The organism is Parabacteroides sp. MSK.9.14, from assembly GCF_019041495.1.
Classification (GTDB): domain Bacteria; phylum Bacteroidota; class Bacteroidia; order Bacteroidales; family Tannerellaceae; genus Parabacteroides; species Parabacteroides merdae.
Genome location: NZ_JAHPXO010000038.1, coordinates 1 through 25,644 on the forward strand (window position 1 = coordinate 1; position 25,644 = coordinate 25,644).

Genomic DNA, 25,644 nt, shown 5'->3' on the forward strand with positions numbered 1-25,644 from the left:
ATTTGAAAGAGATCGCTGACATATGCGGTATCAATAAACCACTGAGCACGCATGTTGCGAAACATTATATATTCGCTATTTAATTGAAAATCAAATAGTTACTTCTATTAAATTAATAACAGGTAACGATTTAGAAACGAGCGAATTACAAAATTCTGTTTTCTTTTGCCTCTGTCAAAGAACGATTCTTTCAATGCAAATATACACTTTACTTGTGACAAAAGCAATCCTTTTCCACATTTAATCGACTTACAGTCAATCCTAAAGAGGGTATCTGATCTCATTCCACCTCTCTTCCTCAAAAATAATATAGCAGTCTAAATTGGTTTATGTATGGGATAGGTCTTGTTCATTCGATCCGGTAGACTACTGTACATGAAAGTATAAAGGCGAGATACGACAAGGAGATGCCCTACTTTTGTGTAAGGGGAATCTCTCTTAGCTTATCGTAGACCATGTATAGCCAGGTGTTTTTTCGGGCACCCGAAATATTTCCAGCGCCCCAAAACTACTTGCTAAAACCTTTCCCTCCAAAGTTGGGGAAATAGATTGAAAATTGGTTATCAAATCGTATCGAAAATAGATACAATCCAGATTGCCTCAAAGAAATCCAAGGAAACAACATAAAACGATTCTTATGGACTAAACCGTCTTCATTTATCATTGACTACACACTATAGGAATAATTCTGTAACCCGTTAACTTAGAATGAGGAGACACAAGACTGTCATAGAAACATTTTCTATCGTGTTCCCATGTCCATATCGCTAAATCTCTAATTACAAGCTCCGACCATAATGCTTTGTATTAAATTTTAAAAATTAGAACAGATACTCTTTTATCCATTTGCAAAACAATGATATACCTTCCGAGAAGTTAGTTGCGGGAGGTAATGTATAATTTTTCCGAATTAGGTCTGTTGATGCACATGTGTATTTGACATCACCTTCAAGTGCTTTTGAAGAAATATAGTTAGCTTTTATGCCTAATTTATGTTCTATAGTATGGAGTAATGTAATTACCGAATGTGGATTTGATGAACCAACATTATAAATTGAATAATTTTTGTCAATATCTTGCTCCAACACTGCGGTTATTGCAGAGGTTACATCATCAATATATGTGAAATCACGAATCATTTTACCTTCATCGTATAAGGTGATTACCTTATTTTCAAGAATGGATTGTGCAAAAATCCATGGAGCCATATCAATCCGTCCAAATGGACCATATACTGAGAACAAGCGTAATCCGATTGTCTTGATACCAAATGCGGAGGAATATACATATGCTAGTAATTCGTTAGATTTCTTAGTCATTGAATAAACACTCTGTGGATGATTTGTATCCATATCTTCAGTTAATGGTATGATTGCCCCATTTGTAATCACATCCCCATAAACACTACTTGAACTTGCATAAATAAATTTACCTATTCTAGCACAATGACAAAGATCAATAACATTCGCAAAGGCGTGAATATTATTTTGCATATATGGCTCAGGTGTTTTCATTGATTGTCGTACACCAGGAGAAGCAGCTAAGTGAATTACAACATCGGCTTGTGAAAACACATCTATTAAGTTATTATTCATTAGCGAGAGATCTACATTCACAAACTTGAATGCCTTGTACTCCTGAAGAATTTCAAGCCTACGTTGTTTTAAGCGTAGGTTTTCTCCAGACCCAAACATTGCATCTATTCCGATAATTGAATATCTTTTATTAAGTAGTTTATCAGCTAAAGAATAACCGATGAACCCTGCTACTCCAGTAATAATAATAATGTTATTCATATTTAGCATTAAATATTCTTACCAATTAAACATAGCAACTCTTGAGAAAAGTTGTTGATTCTTCCTGCTGCTGGCATTAATGTCATTTCGCTGAAATACACACGTCCATGATATTCATATAAGTCCACACGACAAAATGAAATCTCAGACGAGAGTCTTTCTACCACCTCCAACATCTTCATTAAAGAAGTTGGTTGCGGTATCTTCATCCGTCCTTCATTTTTAAGAATATATCCGGGACATTGAATCCAACCATTGGTCTCATATATTTGAGATTTCTGCTCATCATAACATTCAGTGTCATAAATGACTTGACAAAATTTGACCTTCCCATGAACTGAGAAAAATTTATAAGAAACAAGTCCTGATGAGAACTGCTTGTCATTCTCAAGCAACTCTTCAGCAAAAACAAAGGGCTTGATGCCCAGATAATGCGGCTCTGCAGTTTCAATGCCGAAAGGTAGCGATAGTTTTCGGCGATAAAAGTCTTCAATGAATGACTTATCTACAGAAAACTTATCATACACAAGAATAGTAGAACCGTTATCGTGATTGCACTTTAAGACAAATGAATTTGGTAGTGATGAAAAATCAATAACCCCAACATTATCCCAATATTTATAAACGGTCAGCAGTATATCTGCACATCCTTTAGATTTTACAAATTTTCTTACAGCCAATTTATCCGCAAGAGTTGTCCATATATCAACTGGATTAAAGAATGCAAGATTAAAAAGCTTTCGATTTAGAGAATTAATAGGCTCATTTTCTATAGAATAACCAAATTTTTCTTTAAATAGTATTTTTGCTAATGACATAGGATTGAACTTTCCAATAATGATATTTCTATAATGATTGTATAGTTCCTTAAATGTAGTTATTTGTGGCTGAAATATCCCATCTTGCATCTTAACAATCACATAGGCTGAACGCGCATCTTCATAGTCCCTGGACAGATTAAAATTGGCATCAATATTTGTTGACAGCAATAAATTAGAAGGTATTGTTCTATGCCAATTTTCCAAATACCATTGCATCTCGTCGATGTCTAATCCTCGTTCTTTAATCTTGTACAAAAATTCTCTTCGTGCGAGATTATTAACAGGCATATTTTTTTTAGAACAGAAATGGAGAATTTTGGCATTAGCTAAATATAATGCACCAAATCGAATTTGACAATTCCATATGCCATTCATTTCACAAATGATTCCGCCCAACTCCTCATTGGTTTTAGCCAGCGGTGGTTCGTCAAGTTTAACTCCTGATTTCAAAGATTCCAGATAATTATTATACCAATGAGCATAGAAATCATGAGAAGATTCATCATCCTTTGAATACATGACACCTCCACTATAATATGAAAGGACTTCATCAAAATTATAGTTGAGATGTTGATTCTGTTTCTTAAAATATGAACGCATTGGATGGGACTTAAGCGGTTGATGCCCATCCAAAACAGCTCCTATCGAAAAAGTAAAATTATCAATTTCTGATAAGTCATTTACAATTATCGTATCACAATCTATGTATAGGAAATCTCCTTCAACATATTTTCGGAGATTCACTTTCATTAATCTAGATCTTTCGACCTTATTTACTGGCCTTTCAAATTGTATGGATTTCAATTCATTGATTAGCAACTTAATATCTTGTCGATTACCATTTAGTGAACTTTCAGTCGTGTCGTCACAAACAAGAACGACATATGCTTCTGGATTATATTTCCTAAGGAATTTTAGTGAAATAAGACATTGCTCAAGAAAATAATCTTCTTGAGAACTTGCGAGAACATATACAATTTTAGTTTTCATTTGCGTTGATGATTATATAATTCTCTTATACTGCTGTCATTAAGAAGCCAATCATGTTCCTTGTTACCGAAGAATTGTTCTATTACATTCATTTTAAGATCACTTATGGCCTCTATGAAAGCATCAATTTCTGTTTCTGTCAATTTGCTTAAGTAATTCTTGTACTTTCTCAATACTTTAAGATAGTATGACGAAAGATGATTTTTAATGTTTGGAGATGCATGCTTTTCTAATAGAAATTGAAGGGATTGAGTGCAAAAGCGAATAGTATCAGCGTATTTCTTTCCGCTCTGAACGCCCCTCATGTCCGAATTGGGGGTCTGAATATAGATGTATCCGATAACCGGGTGATAAATAACTGTATCAGCAAGATAAAATGCTTTTAAAGTGTGGACTACATCCTCCCAGAAAACACCTTCCTCATAAAAGAGATTATTGCATAACAGATATTCTCGGCGAAACCATTTGGACCATGATGCTCTGATTCTGTTTGAATAGGCATTCATTGCTTCAAATTCCAAATAGTCAATTCCTGACATAGGCCCAATTGGCTTTTCCCAATAAGGTTCAATGACGATGTTATTGGATTGGTCTTTCGATGCCGCATGGAACTGAAATATATCAGGGGTAGAACTAAGTTCTGATGAATGTAGATATTTTAGGATTCCATCGCCAATAGAATCATCGATATCAACAAACCACACATAATCTCCATTAGCAACACGCAATCCAGTATTACGGGCTGCCCCTTGTTTCCTATTAGTGTGATGACATATCACTTTGCCATTACTTAGATTAAGATGATTGAAATATTCTAAAGTTCGTTCTATTGTATTATCAGATGAGCAATCATCTACAATGATTATCTCATATTCTGATTGAGATATTCCTGACCTGATAGCTTCATTATTTATGGACAATAAACACCTCTCAACATATTGAGCAGCATTGTATGCCGGGATTATTATGCTAAGTCTAATCATATTGGTATATTATTTGTCAAATAATTCTTTAAACGGCAACAGATTTCCGTCATCTTTCTTTCTACTCAAAGATATAGAATCATCAAGAATCGCAAATACTACTTTTTTATATTTATTAAAAAACTCTTCTTCTAAAAAGACCTCTTTGAATAATCTAGCAATATCTCGTGGTGGGTTATGAAATATGCCACAACCCCATGCCCCGAGAACTAAAGCGTCATGAGAATTTATCAATCCAAGGCGTAGGATTGTCCGGATTTTATCCTTCGCTATAATGATATCTCTTTTATTGAGCATTCCGTCATTTAAAATTGGTTCTCTGATTGCCGGAACAGAAATAAAAGACATATTAAACGGATTTTGAAGCAGTTCATATCCTTTATTTTCGGCTTCCCTGAAAATAACAGCATCTCTTACGTATATGCCGTCAAAATTGCCATTTAGCGGATATTGAGGATGTTTAGACTGCAAGTTACACTCTAAGGCATGGGGCGAATAAGGATAAAGATACACATAAAGATTACTGCGTCTAAAAAGGCTTTCCTCTTGACCATAGCATCCTCCAATTACCCCACCTCCAGGACCGTCCTCACATGCCATATTTAAAACAGCTGGATGATAGCCCTCTTCTTGAAGCATCTTACCTGCATCTATACAATCCATATTCAAAACTCCGAATATGGTTTCTGCTTCAATTCTTCTAATATGATTAACAGTTATCGGTTGCTTATATATTTTATCATATGATTGAAAAATCGGCATATTTACCAATCCTTGATGAGTAACATAATTGCCTTTATTGAGAATAAACTTATTCGCCGCAAAAACTATGGCCCTTAGTTTTCTCATAGATCTTTTACGAGAATCGCCATCAGTCATATTTTTAACATCCTCCATTAACCGAGACCATTTCTCTGCATTCCAAGAGTTTGTAATAGAAAATTCAGATATAAAATTGTCTATCATATCGATAATGTTATTGTTATCTAATATTAAACATTGCAAATATGTCGTCAGTTGTTGCATCTTCAATTTTGAAACACCCAAGTTGAGACGGATCTATATAAATATAGCCTATACAAGAAAGTTTGCTATATTCATCACAAAATTCCGGGAACTTATTTCGCACCAACGTTTCGGTATTCGCATCAATCTCTTCTCTATGAGAAATAATCTCACATTGTATTAGCCCCGCATTATCCCTTTTATTGGAGTTGCTTGTAAATAATCTAGTACCTCTTGGAATGCTTATAATAATAGAATCTGTACATGCAGACACAAAAGCATATGTTATAGAAGCCTGCACTTCAATACTGCTTTTTGCTGTTAGCACAATAAAGGGAGCATGCAACTGAAATAGAGGTTGTGACAACTCGTTCATAATGTTGTGGTTATTTAGTCGGCATTGATGATGTATTGTTAAGAAGAATCTCCATTGCTATTGCATTCCCTGGAATAAAACTTCCAATTTTATCACTTTCTTTAGGTATGTTAAGCCGTTTTATTAGTCGTACGAGTTCATCTTTTGTCCAATTGGACTCAGCCATAAGGCAACAATCATCATGAAGCAAGTTTACATTTTGTCTCTGTTCTACTACTCTGTACCTATCGCCAGTCACAAACGTAATTGCAGGAATATCAAGATATTTAATCTCGCTCAATGTATTTCTCCCAGAACGGGTAATAATGAGTGAGGCATGCGCATAATAGTACTGAGGGCTAATGATATCCTTATATAGGAATACATTGTCCGTGATACTCATTCTGTACAGAGCATCATATATATTTGCACTTGAACAAACGATATGCATTCGATATTCTGATAACTCCTCGGCAACTTTGATACATAATTCCCCAATACGTATTGAAGATTCGGTAAATTGACAACTCACATTAACGGTCCCGCCTCCTAAAATGCAATAAATATCTTTGGACGGGATATTTTTGAGTTTAAGAATCTCCCTGCGCAGAATCGTGTTAAGTGAATAGAACTGTTTATAATCGTAAAACAATGGCTTTCTGATTTTCCGAAGCCCATGAACGATGGCAACATCTGCCATAGAATATAATGAATTAAAGTAGTCCATCGCTTCTTTGTCATTATATGAATTGTCGACATCAGAAGGATTTAATAACACTACAATTTTCATTCTCGGGAAAGACAATTTAATGGAATGAACTATCAAGGGCTCACCATCTATCAATATTAAATCCGGGGTATATTCTTTAATTGTGGTATGAATGTATGCTCCCATCTTATTTGTCGGGACTAAGCCAATCGAACAATAGTCCATGGGGGTGGCTTCGTGCAAATCTGCATAGCCCTTGGACTTAAGATATTCATTACCTTGAAGATAACTAATCATACGAATATTAGCTCCGTATTGATCTCGAAGTTCCTCCAATAAGGAGACTCCTGCTACAACTCTCCCAAGTCCGGGAAAACCGCGAAATATTCCAAGAATCCTCATAAACCGTTTATTATTTGATTAATCTCCGAGATGTAATATCTATGAATTTTATGCGCATCTGTGTTCAAAAACACTCCGCCTTGCGTTAAAAGGAACGCATAATCGTAGTATTTTTTCACCTGTGTCTCAATGTAGGGGCTTATATCTCCATAAGGGTAAGCATAAGATATTACCGGACCGAAAAGCTCTTCAAGAATCTTTTTGGATTCTTTTAACTGCCATTCTATATCGGCATCATCCAAACGTAACAGAGACTCGTGAGTTACTCCATGCGAACCGATTTCCCAACCGGCACAAATTAATTCCTTAAGTTCTTCTACATTCAGATGCATTCGTCGAGACTTATCCTTAAAATTCCAATCATTGGATTTTCCCAAATAATCTGTACATACATAGACCGAAGCGGTAAAACCGTATTTGTTTAGAATAGGTAAAGCATTATCAAGTAACCCTGTATAACCATCATCAAAAGTGCAGACAATCCACCTTTCTCTTTCATCTATCGATTTCTGTACATAAGACTTCATAGAGCATAAACCAAGTCCCTTCTGATGGACTCGATCTACAAAAGATTCAAAGACTTCTACTGGCGTTGTGATATTATCATGCTTATCACCACTTACATCGTGCAATGTAAGAGATAAAACCGCGCTAGGTTTATACTCAAAATTCGTTTTGGGGGTATCGCATTCAAGAAATTGTTTCCATCGAGAAGCAATCTTGGAGGGTGTTATTCCTGAGAAGAACATTGAATAGAAATTTCCATATCTAAAATCCCTATCTTTAAGACTAACTAGTATCGAAAGTTCATCTGCCATACTATGTGGATTCAGAGAACTAAATACAATTTGAGGAAAATGTTCTTGCGCAGCTTCTGCTACATAACCGGTATTGGATATCATAATAGGCAACCCCATAGACATTGCATCAACTACAGAGTTACCCATTCCTTCGCAAACAGAAGTTTGAACGTACATGTCCCAAGTCATTTGTCTATTTCTAAATTCATCTCGGCTCAACCTACCTAAAAAGTTCACATCACTTGAAATGCACAATTCATCCATCTTTGCTTTATACAGTTCCTTTACATCATTGTCTATGTGGCCAACGAGTTCAAGCGAAAGATGTAAATCTTTCATTGTTCTATTTACAACAGCGACCATTTCCAAAAGATGTGAGATTCCTTTCTTTTCATTGAGATGTGTCGCGCCAGTTCCTAATGTAATATGCCTACTGGATATAGACTTGATTTGCTCGGATTTCCTACTAGCAGAATTGGGAATAACATGAATATCAAGTTTGTTCGATGAAAACAATTGAACATTATCTGCAATTTCCTTAGATAGAGCGAAAATTTCAGAGGCGCAATCAACCACGAATTTATTATAATAAGATTCAATAGGATTCCATTTGCTGATATTAGCATCTGAACCTCGGAACATTAGCCATAATTTAAGTCTCGATTTGGACGCCAAAAGAGCGGCATAGTAGGCGTTAAAACCACCTCCAAACGATACAATAAGCCCACCAGAGGCAAGTGATTTAATATTCTCTTTGAGCTTTTCCTCCATTGCTAGTTCATATCCAAGAGATGGCTTATATCCTCCGGATATAATAGATTCTGATGGAACAGAACTAGAAATAATTGTGATATCATGTCCTACTTGTTCCAGCATATTCACAAAAGCATGACAACTGTAAGCTAAGCCGCCACCTTCAATACTATATTCGTTTGTAACTATATAAATGTTCATCTTTTCTCAATTACATATAGGCGCTTAGTCCTCTTGTTTTTTGGATATTTATATGTTAGATAAGACGATATTTTTGACATCGGAAACATTGATTCAACATCTTGTGGATTTAGTCTAATACATACAGGGAAATCCAAATCTTCGCAAGTATAAGAAGCATCTATTACTTCGAGTATAACCAACTTTGGTTTTCCCGCTTTGTTATAGAAAGAAACAAGTCTTGAAAGATATTCTTCTTTAGTTGTGCAACCATCTGCATAAGCACAATTCACCATGATAAGAATATCTGCACATTCATCCTTGAGATCTACCTTTGCGAAATCTTGCTTTTCTATGATTGATATTCTGTGAAATAAGTCGGAAATCTTAGCTTCAGCTATATTAGCAGCCTCAATGTTTCGTTCATATGCAGAGATGAAATTAAACCCTAAATAACAAGCTATAGCTGTAACATCTCCTTGTCCAGCACCAATTTCGATTATACGTTTTTCTCTATCTATAAATTGCAACACTTTGTATGTAATCTCCCAATACGAGGGGAAAGTAGGCTGTAAAAATTGCTTGCTCCAGGATGTCCTCATATCCGTAGGAATATTGGCATTATAAGTGGTTAGCATGTCGTGAAGCCGTTCCATAATTGTGCTAATTGATTAAGTATGTATTCGTCGCCTTTAGAAAGATCTAATCGTATTTCAGGCTCTTTAAGTATGCAGGGCTGTGCATACATACCTGGAAGTATTCTTAATTCACCAAATGCACGACAGGTTTCGATATCGTTACTGAAACAGGGCGAATCGATATAAAGAACGCGAGTCCTATGCCCATTTTTTTCGACATTCCAGGCTGTAGCTCCAGTTCCTTTATCGCAAATGGTTGTAGCATATCTATTAAGAATGGGGTATATTTGATCCTTAAACTTATCGCTACCTTCCAAGCCTATTTGAGGAAGGAGTTTTAAAGGTAACTCGTTTTGAATCGCGAATTCAATCATTTCTATTATCGCTTCAATCTTCCGTGATTGGATAACAGTGTTAAGTCCAATCTTTATTCCAGCCTCCTTTACAGCCTTAATGTTAGACTTGATTTTGCTAAGAAAACCATTTCCTGTACTTTTAATGAATGCAGATTCATTTATGTATGGGAATTGGATATTGAATTTCAATCTTGTATTAGCAAGCTTTTCAATCATATTGGTAGTAATCAATGAAAGATTTGTTGCACAGCTAATATCTCCTGTCAACTTATTGTTGGCATATAAAATCATATCCACAATTTCCGGATTGAGTAATGGTTCTCCTCCACTAAAGTTAATCTCGCTGATGTGCAGATTGGCTATAATATCGACGAAACTCCGGAAGTCATCAAATGTCATTTGTTCTTGAACAATGGACTTATCCTGTCCCTCGTTATGACAAAAAGGACAATGATAATTACAACGATTTGTAACTAATATGCGAAATTTATTCCAACCAATATTCATCCCAATATAATTTTAGCTCCGTAATATTTTTCGAGTTCACTCATAGGCTCACCAAGTAAATCAAGACCGTCAGCATTGTACATTTCATTCGGTAGAAACATATAATCATTTCTATCTGGATTGAATTGCTCTCTAATATCTTTGTGGTTCAAGAGCCCAGCCACAGACACTGATCCTCCATATAGATGATTCAGTATAAGGTTGGTCTTTACGTTGTGCATACCCTTAAATGCTTCTGTAAAGTAATCATATCCAGATAAGGGACAGATAAGATTCACCATCGCATCTGAAGGGAGACTGTTTATGATTTCTTTTTGTCTCGCTATGCGTTTGTCAGCATCAATGAAGTATTCATTGTTACCACCGCGAAAAACGTCCTTTAATATGGGGACAGTGTAAATAACGCCTGGATAATTTTCTTTTATCCAAGTTATACATTCTTCATAATGCTCTATGCATTGTGTTGACAATTCTTTCAGTTGACGTTGACTTGTTTTAGTGTGTTCCATCCTTCGAACAAGAATTTGTCTGACCTTTTTATCAACGCCAAGTCCATAAAGCAATTCGAGATCTTTCTGGATATCATAAATAGAACCGGTGAACATAAGTGTACACTTATTTAACGGTGCATACTTCAACAAAGTCATTGTTCTTTCACGTTCAGATCTTGGTATGATAGCCTCCCTCTTACCTTGCATAGTGATGAGTGATAAATCTATACCAAAATTCGGAATAGAATTAAGGAAATCCAATTTGTCTTCTCTGATATATGCACCGGTAGTAACGGTTGTTATCTTTTTTGTCGGGAAATATTCCGATGCAATTTTGATAAAATCATATATCTGAGGATGAAGAAATGGGTCTGTATGAGGTGCGACCAATACACCAGCACCCAGCCTTACGTAGTTAACATTCGGGTTGATAAAAGCAAAGCCTTTTATAAGGTCTTCCTTATCAATCATTGGAATCTTTGGATAGTGTCCCAAATAGGAATCTGTGTGCACTTTACAAAATACACACCCTATACCACAGTACTGGCTTAAGATCGGAATATTGCCGAATGTAGCAATCTCCATTCTGAATGCATCGAATTGTTCTTGATTAAGTACCATCTTACACTTTATTAATCCAACTTGTGTCGGGTTCTACATACTTTACCTTGTTTGAAAAGATTAGCTCCTTCCATTTAGTTCCACAATAGTTCCATGTTTGAAATTCTGGATGCTCATTCGCATACATTTTATAATTTTCTATAGCATATGTACATAGAGAACACACGTCATTCTTAAAATTTTCTCTTATAAACATTGAAACATCTTTTGGAAATTCATGCAAAAAATATTTATGATTTGATTGTTTCGCCATTATACAAGGGAAACAAGGAGCTGTATATGAAAAACCATAGACGGTATAATGAATACCACAAATATTGATTCTATCGCAGATTTTATAGTCTGCGCCAATGTCTTCCGGAGATAATGTTATATTTCTGTGCTTTATATTCTTGATTGAATATATTTCGTTCTTAGTCAATGGCCTACCTTTGTCTTCTATCATTTGACCTACAATTTGTGGCGCAAATACAATGTATGGAGAACAATAAGCAGGAATAGGCAATGTACCGTTGGTCACAATATTGATATTAGAAATATAGCCTTCGTCTTTCAGTAATTCAAAAGCTTGAACCGCCGGCTCTAATATCTTTGACAATAATGGCTCGCCTCCAAGTATTCGGATGGTTTCTATACTTCCTTTACGAATCGATTTAATCTCACGACACAGATAGTCTATATGCCGCATATCCATATCCAAAGAATTCCTAACTATTGCATACTGATTCTCAGCATTACAAAGACGATTACAATGTCGACAAATAAGATTGCAACGATGTGTAATATCCACTTCTATGATTAACTTTTCCATCATCGTAGTGCTGGTGCGATATATTCATTATACTTCTGTAATCCCTCAATTGAAAGTGGACAAGATAGTACTTTAAATTCTTATCAATTTGATGGATTAATTTGAAAGACAAACGCTTATGGAAGTTCTGAAAAGTCTAAGGTAACGATTTGGAGATTGTGCTAATTTCAGTACTTTACAGTCTCATACTTATGAACAACTTTTATAGGACAAAGATACTATTTTTTTTGAATAAGAGAATAATTTCACAGGAAAAATAGAAATTTTATGGGGAAGTGTTCTGATAGCATGTCGTTGTAGATTGTAGGGAGGGGATGTAAAACGGCAGGCACATAGAATTTCCGATATTCAGAAAGCCGTATTCCCAAAATAGAGATTATTTTTGAAAGAATCACATAATCCGCTAAGAATAAAAGTTTATGCGGATCATCAAAAAACGAGGTAACGAGTTGGCAACCGTTCTGGTTTCTACATACTTGCATCAATTGCGTTGATGTGCAACTCACTTTATGTAAAGGTACGATTTTTTACGGAACATGCAAAACACCTTTGATTTTTCTTTTTTAGCAACCGTCAAAAACAATCTTTCGGTTTCATATCCCGGTCACAAAGGCGGTACAGTCTCTTTATGAAAAGTAAACAAAGGTCAGGCAGGATTGAAACAGACTGTTACGAGAACAGTCAGAAAAGGATTGCATACAGGAATTACAGTCTGATACCGGGCAGGGGACGACTTTGTGCCAAAGTCCAAAAAGAGGTTCTTTTTCCAGACGGCAAACTCCCTCACCTCTAAAAAACAGTCTGTGGCTGGCGCACGCAAACGTCCAGCCTTTATGCGGACAGTCTTAATGCCCGCAGCCTGTACAAGTGCGTAAAAAACAGGTAAATGGAATCTTCATCCGCTTCCCCGCGCCTTGCCGACACTCCTATATTCCCGTTCCAACACCTGCTCGATCTCGCTCCTCTTGTACAAGACCTTGCCACCAAGTACATAGTAAGGCAGCGTGCCGTTGCTCCGATACTCGCCCAATGTCCTGCGGCTGACTTTCAGCATACACGCCACCTCACTGTCGCACAGGTACACGTCTTCTTTTGGCGGAACCGCGCCATCTCCGAAAATGCCGTCAATCATCGCCGACAGCCGGTCGATACGCTCGTGGATGGACTGCATCCACGCATCGTCTTTCGTTTTCAATTCATTAAACATTATATAGATTAATTTGTTATATGACTCATTTTGTGACTGATTCTGAAGTTGTGTAATCCACAAGCAATAAGAATCACCATATCTTCGAAACCGAATTTATGGCATCTGAATCGTTCTTTGACAATACGGCATTTTTTCATACCACCTATGGCATGCTCCACTTTAATCCTAACTCCGGAAATCCGCTTGTTCTCTTGTTTTTCAACACAAGTAAGCTCTTTCCCTTTAGGTTTCTTTTTGGGCATGCATATTTCAACTCCATCCGGTTTGTGTCCGATGAAACCTGTATCCTGCCAGAGCCTAATACCTTTGGGAAGTAGAAGAGGTTCTTCATCACAAATCTTTTTGTCATGGACATGACCTTTGTATGTGGAGCTCAACCATACAATCCGAAGATTGTTAGTACATAACAGGTTATTCTTTATGCTATGAGTTTTTTTTACCACTATAGCATGCAGACTGCCAGTCTTCATCCAAAGGACGCTGAATAGGTCGCTCGGTTCCGTCCAACAAGACTTCTTCGCACCCTTGAAGAATGTGTATCAGACGTTTGGAGTTACGGTCAGGCAATTCACCAAGCGTTTTCAATGTACGCCGGAGAATCTCAGAAAGAAGGTGAATCCATCTATTGGCCTGGGGCTGGGTCATCTCAAACTGAATAGCATGGAGTTCCTGAAGGGGATTGGTCTTCAGATATACCAATATGAAGAACATTTTGTCCTGAATCAGAGACAACACTGTTGTAAGATATACGTTGGCGCACTTTACCTTCCAAGGTAAAATGGCTGTAATATTCATCCCAATGGTACTTGAAAGTTATTAGCAAAGCGTCAAACTCAGCAGGAGTTAATCCTGTCGCAGCAAGCACTTGGCTATGACGGTGGCGAATCTTGTCGTAATACATCAATTGAACTTTTTAGATCACAAAGATAAATCAAAGAACGCTTTAATCAATTATTCGATATAAACTCTATTATACATACTGCTCATTTGTCTTTTGTTGATACTTCAGTTCAATTCCTTCAAATGGTGTGCCCCCTGTAGCGTGCATCCTTGCGTCTGTCCTCCACTTTCGTGACGATACGCTCCACGTCTTCCGGCAGGTAATAGGTACGGTTGCCTATCTTGGTATAGGCGAGCGTGCCGTTATCCCGCAAGGTCTGCAAGGTGCGCTTGCTGATTTTCAGCTTCAGGCAGACATCCTGGTGGTCGAGCCAGCCAGCCGTCCTCTTCACGCCTTTCAAATCCAGATGGGGATTCCCTCCACCCTATGTATGAACCGTTCGATTTTCATGGCAAATTCCTCGAACGCCTTCCTTTCAAAACATACGGTTTCCATAACAATCCGATTTTATGTTGATACTTCAAATTCATACCATCCGGAGAAACGGTCACTCGTGGTGCCGGTATAACAGCGCATGGAAGAATTTAATCTGAAAACTGACCGTGCAGATGTTATTGTTCCCGCCGCTGAGATATTTCTGATAATTGCAGGTATTGTCAAAGCTGAGTATATCCATGTTCCGGTCATTGGCTTAGCAGATGGTATTATTGACAATTTGTATGCCATATACCTGAAAACGGAATAAAAGGAATTGTGCATAGCTGTTTTAACTAGGGGATATTCAGTAAATCCTATAAAATTAGCCAACTAATTCATACTAAAAGTATTGCGAATTAGTTGGCTTTTTGTATCTTTAGGTATTTCCCCTAAAATTTTGAAGAACGATTGACAAATGCTTCAGCGGAGTCGTTCAATGCTAAAATCAAAGCTCTTCGAAGCCAGTTTAGAGGGGTGGCTGATCTGAAATTCTTCATGTTCAGACTGACTAGGCTATACGCTTAAAGGAAAGCTTGCCAACCGGAAAAATCCGCTGCCCCTGGAAAAAGCAGCATAGCCAAAAGAAAATATAGCAGAACTGTAAAATATAAAAGAGTTTGTGCCAACGTTTTGACACAAACTTAGCAGATTACTATTCAGCTGATACCTATTCTGAAAGATGTAAACAACTTGTTTCTTAGATAGCCTTATAAATATTCTACTACTTATTACAGTTCATTTAGAAATGTTATTCTCACTTTTATTCCTCCGCTTTTTCACTTGCTCCACTGCTTCAGATATGATTCCCTTGTTTTCAAAACGCTGCGTGTAATTGGTGTAATCCGGGTGAATACGTTCGTAAGTTGGGTCAGTGAATAAGGGACTCGTAATAATGTGGTCCGCAGTCGAACGGTTACAGCAGAAAACAATATTTTCAACTCCAGCCAGTCTGGTCAATGCTTTCACATCCGTATCATGCGGCTGTAGTGTCATCGGATCTGTAAAAAAGAACAGATAGTCTATTTCTCCTTCTACGATCCGCGAACCAATTTGCTGGTCACCTCCTAAAGGACCAGATTTCAGGATTGTGATATCCCATTTGATTTCAGGATGTTTTTCTTCAAGGGCTTTTTTAATTAGTGTACCGGTTGTACCCGTACAATAGAATTTATGTCCTATCAGACGTTCCGAGTTCCAGAGAACCCACTCTATCATGTCTTTTTTCATTGCATCGTGTGCAACAAGTCCAATTCTACGAACAATTGTTTCCATAAAGCTAAATTATTTTATTTTTATATGATAATTATAATAACAAAAAAACTAATTCTATTGAAGGCCGGAGGATGACCGGATAAATCTGAGCAATTCTTTGTTTGCCTGGCTATCCATGACGGTTTCCCGTTTTTCTTCAAAAAGATTGAGTGTTGTGGAGCATTCCCCACAGATGTCAATGCCTACTACCTGTTCTTTCTGAAGAATAACAGCCAGCAGTTTCTCCAATTCCCATAAGCTGAGAGAACCTTGATCCCAGTTTGTTGCTGCCGAAGCCGGATTCAAGACATCCTTGTCTATGGAAATGTAAACCGGTCCGTTGATATGTCCGGAAGAAAAGTTCTGCCAACCCTCTTCGTGCATGAGCGTAGTTTCACTGTAAAACCGAACTTGTCTTTCATATCCTTTCGGCACAGCCTGTATCAGTTTGTCTGAAGAACCTACGATAATTACTTTCTTGCAGTTGTTGTTATGGTCCAATATATCCTTTACCCAACTTCCGCAAGAAAGTATGTTGTCAAACAACGGTGGCTGCATATCGGGATGGTGGTCGAACACAATCAGCGAAAACGGAGTTTCAAGTTTGTCTGTCCAGAATTTAGTCAAATAATGATAATTGCCTGAATCAATGAAATGGACTCCCTCCGCCGGATAATCAGCAATCATCCCCTTCAAAGCCAAAGCCCCCTCCCTGTCACAGTAGCCATCTGTACCATAAAGATGACGACAATCCAGCCATATAAATTTATTGTTCCGGGCAAACGCCTCGTAGTCATACACTCCCGTGAAGTTCATGATGATGATCGGCCATGCTATCCGTTTATCTGTTTTTTGATTTTGCCCGCTCATACGTTGTTTTTGCATATCCTTTTACTGTTCATTAAAACCATCGTACATAACAGAAATCTTGTCGGTGAGGTAACAAAGCATTCTTGGGATACATACGGAAGGCCTGCTTGAAGCTTCCAGCGTTGAAAATGCCGGATGTCGCCTTAAAGGTATATAAATTCCCATTCTTGGAAACCGGCAAAAGGGGAATAACCTCATATATGTGATCCTGACCGTCTTCACGCCTGATAATGACCGATTCTATTCCGATTGCGTCATCCAGGCCTTTCTCATCAACGACAACCGTCACCTCATATTCCTTTCCGGCTTCAACCGTGGCATTCAGCCCATTCCCTGCCTCTATGGATTTGATTTCTATGGCATCCCATCTGCTTCGGACGTTTGCTTTCCAGTCAGCCATCATTTTCGCCTTCGCAAAGTTGTCGGCTGCCAGAATGTGGAAATGCTCTGACAGTTTGTTATAGAACCTGTCATAGTAGTCGTCCAACTGTCTTTTCATGGTAAAATGGGGAGCGATTTGTGCGATTGAGTTCTTGATATACTTGACCCAGTCTTCCGAATAGTTCTTCCCCCCATGCTCGTAATACAGTGGCAGGATGTCATGCTCCAACAAATAATAGATGGCTTCGGCATCCAGCTGGTTTTGGTACTGTTCATTCTGATAAGTCCTTTTATCAGTCAGTGCCCATCCAGCATCCTTACGGTATCCTTCATACCACCAACCGTCCAGCACGGAGAAATTAAGCACACCGTTCATCAATGCCTTCTCGCCCGACGTACCCGAAGCTTCTGCCAACCGCGTAGGGGTGTTCATCCAAATATCCACCCCCGAGATAAGATGGCGTGCCAGGTCCATGTCGTAATTCTCCAAGAATATGATTTTACCTAAAAATTCCGGACGCCGGGATATTTCCACGATTTGCTTGATCAGCCCCTGCCCGGCACCGTCATTGGGATGGGCTTTGCCTGCAAAGATGAACTGTACCGGATATTTCGGATTATTCACAATCCTGGCAAGTCGGTCTATATCCGTGAACAGAAGATGAGCCCTCTTATATGTAGCAAAACGGCGTCCGAAGCCTATTAGAAGAGCATCGGGATTGAATCTCTCAAAAATGGAAACGCTCAATGCCGGATCAATCTGACTCCTGAGCCAGTCCTTGCTGCATTTGCTTTTGATATAGTCCAGCAATTTTGCTTTCTGTTTTAACCGGGTATTCCATATCTCTTCATCCGGGATGCCATAGACGGCCTCCCAGATTTTCTGATTGGACTGGTCGCAGAAAAAATTCTCATCAAAATTGTCCTTGAAAAGCTTTTTCCATTCTGCCGCACACCAGGTAGGCAGATGTACCCCGTTGGTTACATAACCCACATGGTTCTCTTCCGGGAAGTATCCCTTCCAGATCGGCGCAAACATTTGCTGGGATACCGATTTATGCAACTTGCTGACACCGTTTACCTCCTGGCAGGTCTTGCAGGCGAAGACAGACATGCAGAAACGTTCCTCCTTGTCTCCCGGATTGTGACGCCCGAGATCCATCAGGTTATCCCAGGTTATACCCAACTTGCCAGGATATCCCTTCATATATTTATTGAAAAGCCCTTCGTCAAAATAATCATGACCAGCGGGTACGGGAGTATGTACGGTATAAAGTGAGGAAGCACGTACCAGCTCCATGGCCTGCCCGAAATTCAAGCCGCCATTTATGTAATCACAAAGCCGCTGGATATTGATCAGTGCGGCATGCCCCTCATTACAGTGATATACATCTTTCGTTATACCTAAAGCTCTCAGCGTTATCATCCCGCCTATGCCAAGCAGTATTTCCTGTTTTAGCCGATTCTCCCAGTCGCCTCCATACAGATGGTGAGTGATAGGGCGGTCAAACTCGCTGTTGAGTTCATTGTCCGTATCCAGCAGATAAAGGGGAATACGCCCCACACTGGCTTTCCAGACATTGGCATGTACCACAAAACTGTCGGCATAGGGGACGTGGATTACCAGTTGTTTCCCATCCGGTTGCATTACCTTTTCAATCGGGAGCTGCCCGAAATTCTGCGCTTTATAATTGACTGTCTGCTGGCCGTCCATGGAAAGCGACTGGTCAAAATAACCGTAACGGTACAAAAGTCCTATGGCACAAAGGTCCACATTGCTGTCCGACGCCTCTTTCAGGTAATCCCCCGCCAACATTCCCAAACCGCCGGAATATATCTTAAGGACTTCATCCAAGCCGTATTCCATGCTGAAATAAGCTATTGACGGGCGCTGGTGATCCGGTTCCACATCTACGTATTTTTTGAAGGCGGAATAGACGGCATCCATTTTATAGACAAAGTTCTCATCATGTGCCAGCGCTACAAGCTTCTCATAATTTATCCGCTCCAGAAACAATACCGGATTCTGTTCCACCTCTTTCCAAAGTTCCGAATCCAAATCACAATACAGTTTCTTTGCGTCATCATTCCATGTCCACCAGAGATTATGTGCGATTTCTGCAAGTTTTCGCAGTTCTGCAGGAAGATGTGAACCTACTGTAATCTCCCTCCACTGAGGGGTATTTACATTATAACTTGAATATTCCATGACATTTTAATTAAATAAGTCCTAATCTTTATTCAGTCCTTTTATTATTTTTCGTTTACCGACAATCCATACCGTATCATTCTCCTTGAAAATTGTATCAGGGTCTGGATTCATAATATTCACGGTACTCCTCTCTATTCCGATAATGATGCTATCCGATATGTCTGCCTCCCGGATCGTCTTTCCGATCAATGGTGAACCTCCTTCGACAGGAAATTGCCCTATTTCCATCTCATCCTGCGAGGATGTTCCGTTCCCGTTCCTTTCTACCTTCTTTTGCTCCATGGATGTCCGGAAGCTTTCCAACTGTCGGTCCGTACCTACGACCGTAACCTTGTCATATGGATAGAGATGTTCTTCCCCTTGTGGTATATCTAGGCGTTTTTCTCCACGGGTGATTGAAATCACATTTATCTGAAACAAGGTGCGCAAGCTGCTTTCTTTTAATGTTCTGCCCACATATATGGAATCAGGGGATACTGTGAAATCCGCCAAATGTAATTCCTTGAACGGGATATTGCTGCCAAAGGTGGAGCCTGTATCACTTTCTGTAGAAAGTCCATTCCCGTCCGTCCCCTGAAAGTTTGCCATAAATTGTCTCTCTATAGTCAGCGACCGTTTCTTGATCCGCTTGGAAAAATAAATGACGGCAATGATAATGGAAGAGACTACCAACCCGGCTCCCAAGGCAACATTGAAAAGATGGGTAATGATACTCATCATGATAATCGTGCAGATCAGTATTTTGACAAGTACTATTGATACCAAAGGCCCTCTGTTGAACTTGTTGTCCGTCCAGAGTTTACGGAACTCGGTTGAATTGTTCCTTTTCATGATGATGGCCCATAGAAACGGGGATATGACAAGAAAGATGATGATGAAGCCCAACAAGTTCCCTTCCATTCCCGGCAGACTTTTCCTAATCAAAGGATGCACATAGGAAAAATATAAAGTGATGAAAAAAACGCATACGACCAGATAGAGTGTGACAGACACCAGCATAGACCGGATCAGTTTATGCCAAGTACCCTGGTGTTTTACAGTCATTGCCCCGGACGTATAGTGTACGAGATAATCTTTCAGGGATTCAGGCATGTGGATGTCTATAAACCGGTATGCTGGTTCCGAAAGCCGTATCATATAGGGGGTAAGAAAAGTCGTTATGACAGATACTGCCACTATGACCGGATAGAGATACTTGTCCGTAACATTCAGACTGACGCCTAAAGATGCGATGATGAATGCGAATTCACCGACCTGTGTCAGTGAAAAGCCGGACTGTATGGCAATTTTCAACGGCTGGCCGGAAAGCAAGACACCAAAGCTCCCGAACAGTACCTGACCGGACAGTACCAGCAATGTCAGGATGAGAATAGGGACGGCATATTCCCACATCATGGCAGGATCGATCATCATTCCTACCGACACGAAAAATATGGAAGCGAACAGGTCTTTTACCGGCTGTACGATATGTACGATTTTTTCCGCTTCAACGGTCTCTGCCAGCAGGGACCCCATGACAAAGGCTCCCAATGCGGCAGAAAATCCCGCTTTTGTCGCAATCATCACCATTCCCAGGCAAAGTTCCAGAGAGGTTATCAATAAAATCTCGTTGCTGGTGAAACGGCGTATCTTCTTCAGCAGGGTAGGTATCAGATAGATACCCAATGCCGACCAGAAAATCAGGAAAGCGGCCAGCTTCAATATACTTTCCAGCATCTCCTTCCCTTCAAAATGTTTGCCTACCGCCAACGTGGAAAGAACAACCATCATCACTACAGCCACCAGATCTTCGATAACAAGAATCCCCAAGACAATGCCAGTGAATTTCTGTTGGAGAAGTCCCATGTCATTGAAGGCCTTGAATACGATGGCCGTGGACGACATGGACAACATTCCACCCAGAAAAATACTGCTCATGTGGGAGAACCCCATTGCATTCCCCGCTGTATAACCTATGAACATCATGCCACATACAATAGTGACAGTGGCAACGATAGCCGTAATGCCCACATTTATCAATTTCTTGAACGAAAAGTCCAGTCCCATCGCGAACAGCAGAAAAATGACACCGATGTCCGCCCATATTTTGATATTGGCAGGATCGGAAACAGTCGGGACCAGAGAAACGGAAGGACCCGCCATAATACCGGCTACAATGTAGCCCAATATGACCGGTTGCTTCAGCCACTTGAAAATGACGGTTACAATACCGGCAATAATCAGAATTATGGCAAGATCCGATATTAAAGGAGCAACTTCTGACATATTAACGGTTATTTTAGATCGATAATTCGTTAAGGACCCGGATCAGGCTTTTGTCAATAGGCTTGTCCTTTTTGATTGCCTGGACAAAAGGAACATAAACAATCTCGTTGTTCCGTATGCCTATCATAACATTTCGCTGGCCTTCCATTAAGGCCTGGATTGCGGCTTCACCCAGCCGGCTTGCCAGTATACGGTCATTGGCACTCGGAGCACCACCCCGTTGCAGATGGCCCAGGATAGAAACCCTGACATCATACCCGGGATATTCCTTCTTTACCCGGTCGGCGTAATATATGGCACCTCCATTCTTGTTTTCAGGACTTTCGGTCACAATTACGATGCTGCTGTTTTTCGTCTTTCTGAATCCGCGCCCGATGAATGTTTCCAACTGGTCCACGTCCGTCCTGTCCTCCGGGATGATGGCCGCTTCAGCACCGGAAGCTATTGCGCTGTTTTGTGCCAGGAAGCCCGCATCACGCCCCATCACTTCGACAAAGAAGATACGGTCATGGGAGGTTGCCGTGTCCCTGATTTTATCCACGCATTCCACAATGGTGTTCAATGCCGTATCATATCCTATGGTAAAATCGGTACCATATAGGTCATTGTCAATGGTGCCGGGCAATCCTATGCACGTCACATCATACTCCTCCGCAAAGATACGGGCTCCCGTCAGGGAACCGTCTCCACCGATAATTATCAAAGCATTGATGTTCTCTTTCTGTATGACCTTATAAGCTTTCTTGCGTCCTTCGGGAGTGGTGAAAGTCTCGGAGCGAGCTGTTTTCAGTATGGTGCCTCCCCTCTGGATAATGCTACTTACATCTTCCGTCGTGAGTTCTTTCACTTCACCGGCAATCAGCCCCTCGTAACCTCTATAAATTCCTTTCACTTTAAATCCGTTAAAAATGGCGGCGCGGGTCACGGCACGGATAGCCGCGTTCATTCCTGAAGCATCCCCTCCGGAAGTCAGAATTCCAATATACTTGTTATCCATAATTTGTTTTTTATATTTTAATTAATCAGGCAAAATTAGAAAGCAACTGTTTTAGCCTTTTTCTGCTATAAAAGATACGGCTTTTTATCGTACTCAGTGACACTCCTATCTTTGCGGCTATTTCCCGATATTTGACTCCGGTACAACATAAAAACGACATAATGTGCTTTAGGCAATGTTTTAAGGGCTTCCCTTATCTCTTTTGCATCATGCCCGTTATCCACGAAAATGAAAGAGTCGTCCCTTAACAGGAAATGATATTCAGGTTCTGATAATACATATAAATTCCCTCGTATTTTCTTTGTCCGGCAATTATTGATAAATGCATTGCGCATGATGGTATACATCCAGCCTTTAAAATTCGTACCGGAATCAAACTTATCCTTATTATCCAACGTCCTCAACATTGTTTCCTGCAACAAGTTTTCTGCTTCATCCTTGTCAGCAGTCAGTTTATATGCAAAACAATGCAGTTCATTCTGAAGGGCTACCAGCGCTTTATCGAAATCAAATCCTCTCATTATATTTATTTTGGAATTCAAATATCCGGGTGAAGGCATTCCCTGATAATAAGAAATGCCTTCTGTAGAGTCTCATCAAGATATCTTATTTGACATCAATAGTTTTGGTGGTTTCCTGAACCTTCTTATCTACGACTTTGGGAATATCGATAAACAGGACCCCGTGTTCCACTTTGGCCGAAATTTTATCTTTTTCCACATTATCCGGCAGCAGGATACTCTGCTGGAATCGGGAATAGGAGAATTCACGGCGCAAGTATTTTCCGTCTTTCTTCTCCTCCTTTTTCTCGTCCTTTTTTTCCATGCAGATTACCAGATTGTTGCTTTCATCCACACTTACCTTAAAATCATTCTTGGTCATTCCCGGAGCTGCCAGTTCTACCTTGTAGTCCTTTTCATTCTCAATCACATTGATGGCTGGAGCCGTAGCGTTTGCTCTTGCCATCCATTCATTGTCAAAGAAATCGTTAAAAATACTCGGTAACCAATTCTGGTTTGTTTTTACAGGTACCATTTTTACCTCCTCTTTAAAAGTTAATAATTAAAACTTAAAAAAAAGCATCTGCTTGATAGACAGATTTTTATTTTTTAGCCATCCCTTGTTTGGCCACAGCTTCTGCCCGTTTCCGTATCTCTTCCGGGTTTCCAAGGTAGTAGTCCTTGACAAGAACCAGCCTGTCGTCAAATTCAAAGACATAAGGAACTGCCGTAGGCAGGTTCAGGTTGGAAATATCCGTATCGGAAATTCCTTTGAGATGCTTGATGATTCCGCGCAGGCTGTTACCATGGGCGACTACCAGCAGGCTGTCCTTATACATCAATGCGGGAAAGATGATGCATTTCCAGTAAGGCATGACACGCCCAATAGTATCTTTCAGGGATTCCGTACGGGGAAGTTCGCTATCTGGTACACCGGCATAGCGGATATCCATGCCCGGATTACGGGGATCATCTTTGCCTACCGGAGCGGGAGCCACGTCATAGCTTCTTCGCCAGATGTGTACTTGTTCTTCACCATATTGGACCGCTGTTTCACTCTTATTCAGTCCCTGAAGCATGCCGTAATGCTTCTCGTTCAGCCGCCAGGTCTTTTCAACCGGAATCCAGTCTTTATCCAGCCGGTCCAAGACACAGTTCAACGTTTTTACGGCACGTTTCAAGTAAGAAGTGTAAGCTGCCTCAAAAGAAAATCCAGCCTCCCGTAATGCATCGCCTGCCTTGCAGGCTTCTTCAACTCCTTTCTCGCTTAAATCCACGTCCGTCCATCCAGTAAAACGGTTTTCTTTGTTCCATAGACTTTCGCCATGACGTAATAACACTATTCTTTTCATGGATACTTCTTCTTTATGCAATGGTTATTGAAGAATCCAGATATACGTCCTGAATGGTGTTCAGAAGTTGAATTCCGTCTTTCATCGGTTTCTGGAAAGCCTTACGACCGCTGATCAGCCCCATACCACCTGCACGCTTATTTACTACTGCCGTTACGACAGCATCATGCAGGTCGGATTCCCCATGGGATTCACCGCCCGAGTTAATCAATCCGACACGTCCCATATAGCCATTCGCCACCTGATAACGGCAAAGGTCTATCGGATGGTCAGTGGTCAGTTCCGAATACATACACTCGTTTGTCTTTCCGAATCCGATAGCCTTGAAACCGCCGTTATTGGATGGAAGCTTCTGCTTCACGATATCGGCTTTAATGGTAACCCCGATATGGTTGGCTTGTCCTGTCAAGTCGGCAGCGGCATGATAGTCGGTACCATCCTTTTTGAAGCTGCTGTTTCTCAAATAGCACCACAGAATAGTAGCCATTCCCAGTTCGTGGGCATATTCAAAAGCCTGTGACACTTCCACTATCTGGCGGCGGCTTTGTTCCGAACCGAAATAAATGGTAGCACCGACAGCTACGGCTCCCATGTTCCATGCCTCTTTCACCGTACCGAACATTACCTGGTCGTAGCTGTTCGGATAAGTCAGCAACTCATTATGGTTCAGCTTGACGATAAAAGGTATCTTGTGTGCATATTTGCGTGCCACGGCGCCCAACACACCGAATGTGGATGCCACGGCATTACACCCTCCTTCAATGGCCAGCTTTATGATGTTTTCGGGATCGAAATAAAGCGGATTGGGGGCGAAAGACGCTCCTGCAGAATGTTCTATGCCCTGGTCTACAGGCAGAATGGATACATAGCCCGTATTGGCCAGACGTCCATGTCCGTATAAAGCCTGCAAACTTTCCAATGTACGGATATTCCTGTCGGAATTCATCCATACCTTATCTATCATATCCGGTCCCGGAATATGGATAAGTTGTTTGTCTATCGTCTTACATGTATGGTTCAGGTAGTACTCAGCCTTTCCTCCCAATAAATCTACTATTTTCATTTTATTT

24 protein-coding genes and 4 pseudogenes are annotated in these 25,644 nt (G+C 40.0%); 2 read left to right on the forward strand and 26 right to left on the reverse strand.

What is annotated here, in order from left to right:
- Positions 1 to 821: 821 nt before the first annotated feature.
- From KTG12_RS17275 to KTG12_RS17345, 16 genes and pseudogenes are all read right to left on the reverse strand, one after another.
- Positions 822 to 1,796: an NAD-dependent epimerase/dehydratase family protein gene (locus KTG12_RS17275; protein ID WP_173022540.1), complete on the reverse strand. Its 975-nt coding sequence runs from the start codon at positions 1,794 to 1,796 to the stop codon at positions 822 to 824.
- 8 nt (positions 1,797 to 1,804) lie between these two features.
- Positions 1,805 to 3,607: an ATP-grasp fold amidoligase family protein gene (locus KTG12_RS17280; RefSeq protein WP_149935947.1), complete on the reverse strand. Its 1,803-nt coding sequence runs from the start codon at positions 3,605 to 3,607 to the stop codon at positions 1,805 to 1,807.
- Positions 3,604 to 4,590, reverse strand: coding sequence for a glycosyltransferase family 2 protein (locus tag KTG12_RS17285; RefSeq protein ID WP_117945674.1), 987 nt, complete (start codon positions 4,588 to 4,590; stop codon positions 3,604 to 3,606). Before KTG12_RS17285 ends, KTG12_RS17280 begins: the two co-directional genes overlap by 4 nt.
- 9 nt (positions 4,591 to 4,599) lie before the next feature.
- Positions 4,600 to 5,556, reverse strand: coding sequence for a TIGR02452 family protein (locus tag KTG12_RS17290; protein WP_173022541.1), 957 nt, complete (start codon positions 5,554 to 5,556; stop codon positions 4,600 to 4,602).
- A gap of 16 nt (positions 5,557 to 5,572) precedes the next feature.
- Entirely contained in the window at positions 5,573 to 5,971 is a 399-nt protein-coding gene (locus tag KTG12_RS17295; RefSeq protein WP_117945672.1) for a hypothetical protein, read from the reverse strand.
- Between the two features lie 10 nt (positions 5,972 to 5,981).
- Positions 5,982 to 7,061: a glycosyltransferase gene (locus KTG12_RS17300; protein ID WP_119962098.1), complete on the reverse strand. Its 1,080-nt coding sequence runs from the start codon at positions 7,059 to 7,061 to the stop codon at positions 5,982 to 5,984.
- On the reverse strand, positions 7,058 to 8,815 hold the full coding sequence (locus KTG12_RS17305) for a polysaccharide deacetylase family protein (protein WP_117945670.1): 1,758 nt from the start codon (positions 8,813 to 8,815) through the stop codon (positions 7,058 to 7,060). Before KTG12_RS17305 ends, KTG12_RS17300 begins: the two co-directional genes overlap by 4 nt.
- A complete protein-coding gene (locus KTG12_RS17310) occupies positions 8,812 to 9,450 on the reverse strand; it encodes a dimethyladenosine transferase (protein ID WP_122115791.1) in 639 nt (212 codons plus the stop codon). The genes KTG12_RS17305 and KTG12_RS17310 overlap by 4 nt, the downstream gene beginning before the upstream one ends.
- The gene (locus KTG12_RS17315; protein ID WP_155144180.1) at positions 9,426 to 10,295 is read right to left on the reverse strand and encodes a radical SAM protein; all 870 of its coding nucleotides are present in this window, start codon (positions 10,293 to 10,295) and stop codon (positions 9,426 to 9,428) included. Before KTG12_RS17315 ends, KTG12_RS17310 begins: the two co-directional genes overlap by 25 nt.
- The gene (locus tag KTG12_RS17320; RefSeq protein WP_122115790.1) at positions 10,292 to 11,407 is read right to left on the reverse strand and encodes a radical SAM protein; all 1,116 of its coding nucleotides are present in this window, start codon (positions 11,405 to 11,407) and stop codon (positions 10,292 to 10,294) included. The genes KTG12_RS17315 and KTG12_RS17320 overlap by 4 nt, the downstream gene beginning before the upstream one ends.
- 1 nt (position 11,408) lies before the next feature.
- Positions 11,409 to 12,221, reverse strand: coding sequence for a radical SAM protein (locus KTG12_RS17325; protein ID WP_227225950.1), 813 nt, complete (start codon positions 12,219 to 12,221; stop codon positions 11,409 to 11,411).
- Positions 12,222 to 13,113: 892 nt separating this feature from the next.
- On the reverse strand, positions 13,114 to 13,425 hold the full coding sequence (locus tag KTG12_RS17330; RefSeq protein ID WP_004295270.1) for a helix-turn-helix domain-containing protein: 312 nt from the start codon (positions 13,423 to 13,425) through the stop codon (positions 13,114 to 13,116).
- 8 nt (positions 13,426 to 13,433) lie between these two features.
- Entirely contained in the window at positions 13,434 to 13,898 is a 465-nt protein-coding gene (locus KTG12_RS17335) for an IS5 family transposase (protein ID WP_005650024.1), read from the reverse strand.
- On the reverse strand, positions 13,852 to 14,139 hold the full coding sequence (locus KTG12_RS21865) for a transposase (RefSeq protein WP_226769917.1): 288 nt from the start codon (positions 14,137 to 14,139) through the stop codon (positions 13,852 to 13,854). Before KTG12_RS21865 ends, KTG12_RS17335 begins: the two co-directional genes overlap by 47 nt.
- A complete protein-coding gene (locus KTG12_RS21870; RefSeq protein WP_005650026.1) occupies positions 14,075 to 14,329 on the reverse strand; it encodes a hypothetical protein in 255 nt (84 codons plus the stop codon). The genes KTG12_RS21865 and KTG12_RS21870 overlap by 65 nt, the downstream gene beginning before the upstream one ends.
- Positions 14,330 to 14,447: 118 nt before the next feature.
- Positions 14,448 to 14,764: pseudogene (locus KTG12_RS17345) on the reverse strand (helix-turn-helix domain-containing protein).
- A 73-nt stretch (positions 14,765 to 14,837) separates the two neighbouring features.
- Here KTG12_RS17345 and KTG12_RS17350 point away from each other — a divergent pair.
- Together KTG12_RS17350 and KTG12_RS17355 are read left to right on the forward strand one after the other, a co-directional pair.
- Positions 14,838 to 15,014 (forward strand): annotated as a pseudogene (locus KTG12_RS17350) (Ppx/GppA family phosphatase); the annotation flags it as partial.
- Positions 15,015 to 15,142: 128 nt separating this feature from the next.
- A pseudogene (locus KTG12_RS17355) lies at positions 15,143 to 15,271 on the forward strand (transposase); the annotation flags it as partial.
- Between the two features lie 210 nt (positions 15,272 to 15,481).
- Here KTG12_RS17355 and KTG12_RS17360 read toward each other — a convergent pair.
- From KTG12_RS17360 to KTG12_RS17400, 10 genes and pseudogenes are all read right to left on the reverse strand, one after another.
- Positions 15,482 to 16,018, reverse strand: coding sequence for a methylglyoxal synthase (locus tag KTG12_RS17360; RefSeq protein ID WP_004295275.1), 537 nt, complete (start codon positions 16,016 to 16,018; stop codon positions 15,482 to 15,484).
- A 54-nt stretch (positions 16,019 to 16,072) separates the two neighbouring features.
- On the reverse strand, positions 16,073 to 16,882 hold the full coding sequence (locus KTG12_RS17365) for an arginase family protein (RefSeq protein WP_004295276.1): 810 nt from the start codon (positions 16,880 to 16,882) through the stop codon (positions 16,073 to 16,075).
- Positions 16,883 to 16,898: 16 nt separating this feature from the next.
- Complete coding sequence (glgP, locus tag KTG12_RS17370) at positions 16,899 to 19,457, reverse strand: alpha-glucan family phosphorylase (RefSeq protein WP_004295277.1); 2,559 nt, start codon at positions 19,455 to 19,457, stop codon at positions 16,899 to 16,901.
- 21 nt (positions 19,458 to 19,478) lie between these two features.
- Positions 19,479 to 21,725, reverse strand: a complete 2,247-nt coding sequence (locus tag KTG12_RS17375) for a cation:proton antiporter (RefSeq protein ID WP_216945491.1) — start codon at positions 21,723 to 21,725, stop codon at positions 19,479 to 19,481.
- 13 nt (positions 21,726 to 21,738) lie between these two features.
- Entirely contained in the window at positions 21,739 to 22,722 is a 984-nt protein-coding gene (gene pfkA, locus KTG12_RS17380) for a 6-phosphofructokinase (protein ID WP_004295279.1), read from the reverse strand.
- A gap of 25 nt (positions 22,723 to 22,747) precedes the next feature.
- Positions 22,748 to 22,822, reverse strand: a pseudogene (locus KTG12_RS22330) (RNA polymerase sigma factor); the annotation flags it as partial.
- Positions 22,788 to 23,243, reverse strand: a complete 456-nt coding sequence (locus tag KTG12_RS17385) for an RNA polymerase sigma factor (RefSeq protein ID WP_005641942.1) — start codon at positions 23,241 to 23,243, stop codon at positions 22,788 to 22,790. The gene KTG12_RS17385 and the pseudogene KTG12_RS22330, both read right to left, overlap by 35 nt.
- An 85-nt stretch (positions 23,244 to 23,328) precedes the next feature.
- Entirely contained in the window at positions 23,329 to 23,757 is a 429-nt protein-coding gene (locus tag KTG12_RS17390; RefSeq protein WP_004295281.1) for an Hsp20/alpha crystallin family protein, read from the reverse strand.
- 67 nt (positions 23,758 to 23,824) lie between these two features.
- Entirely contained in the window at positions 23,825 to 24,574 is a 750-nt protein-coding gene (gene gpmA, locus KTG12_RS17395; RefSeq protein ID WP_004295282.1) for a 2,3-diphosphoglycerate-dependent phosphoglycerate mutase, read from the reverse strand.
- 13 nt (positions 24,575 to 24,587) lie between these two features.
- Positions 24,588 to 25,637: a class I fructose-bisphosphate aldolase gene (locus KTG12_RS17400; RefSeq protein ID WP_004295283.1), complete on the reverse strand. Its 1,050-nt coding sequence runs from the start codon at positions 25,635 to 25,637 to the stop codon at positions 24,588 to 24,590.
- Positions 25,638 to 25,644: the final 7 nt, after the last annotated feature.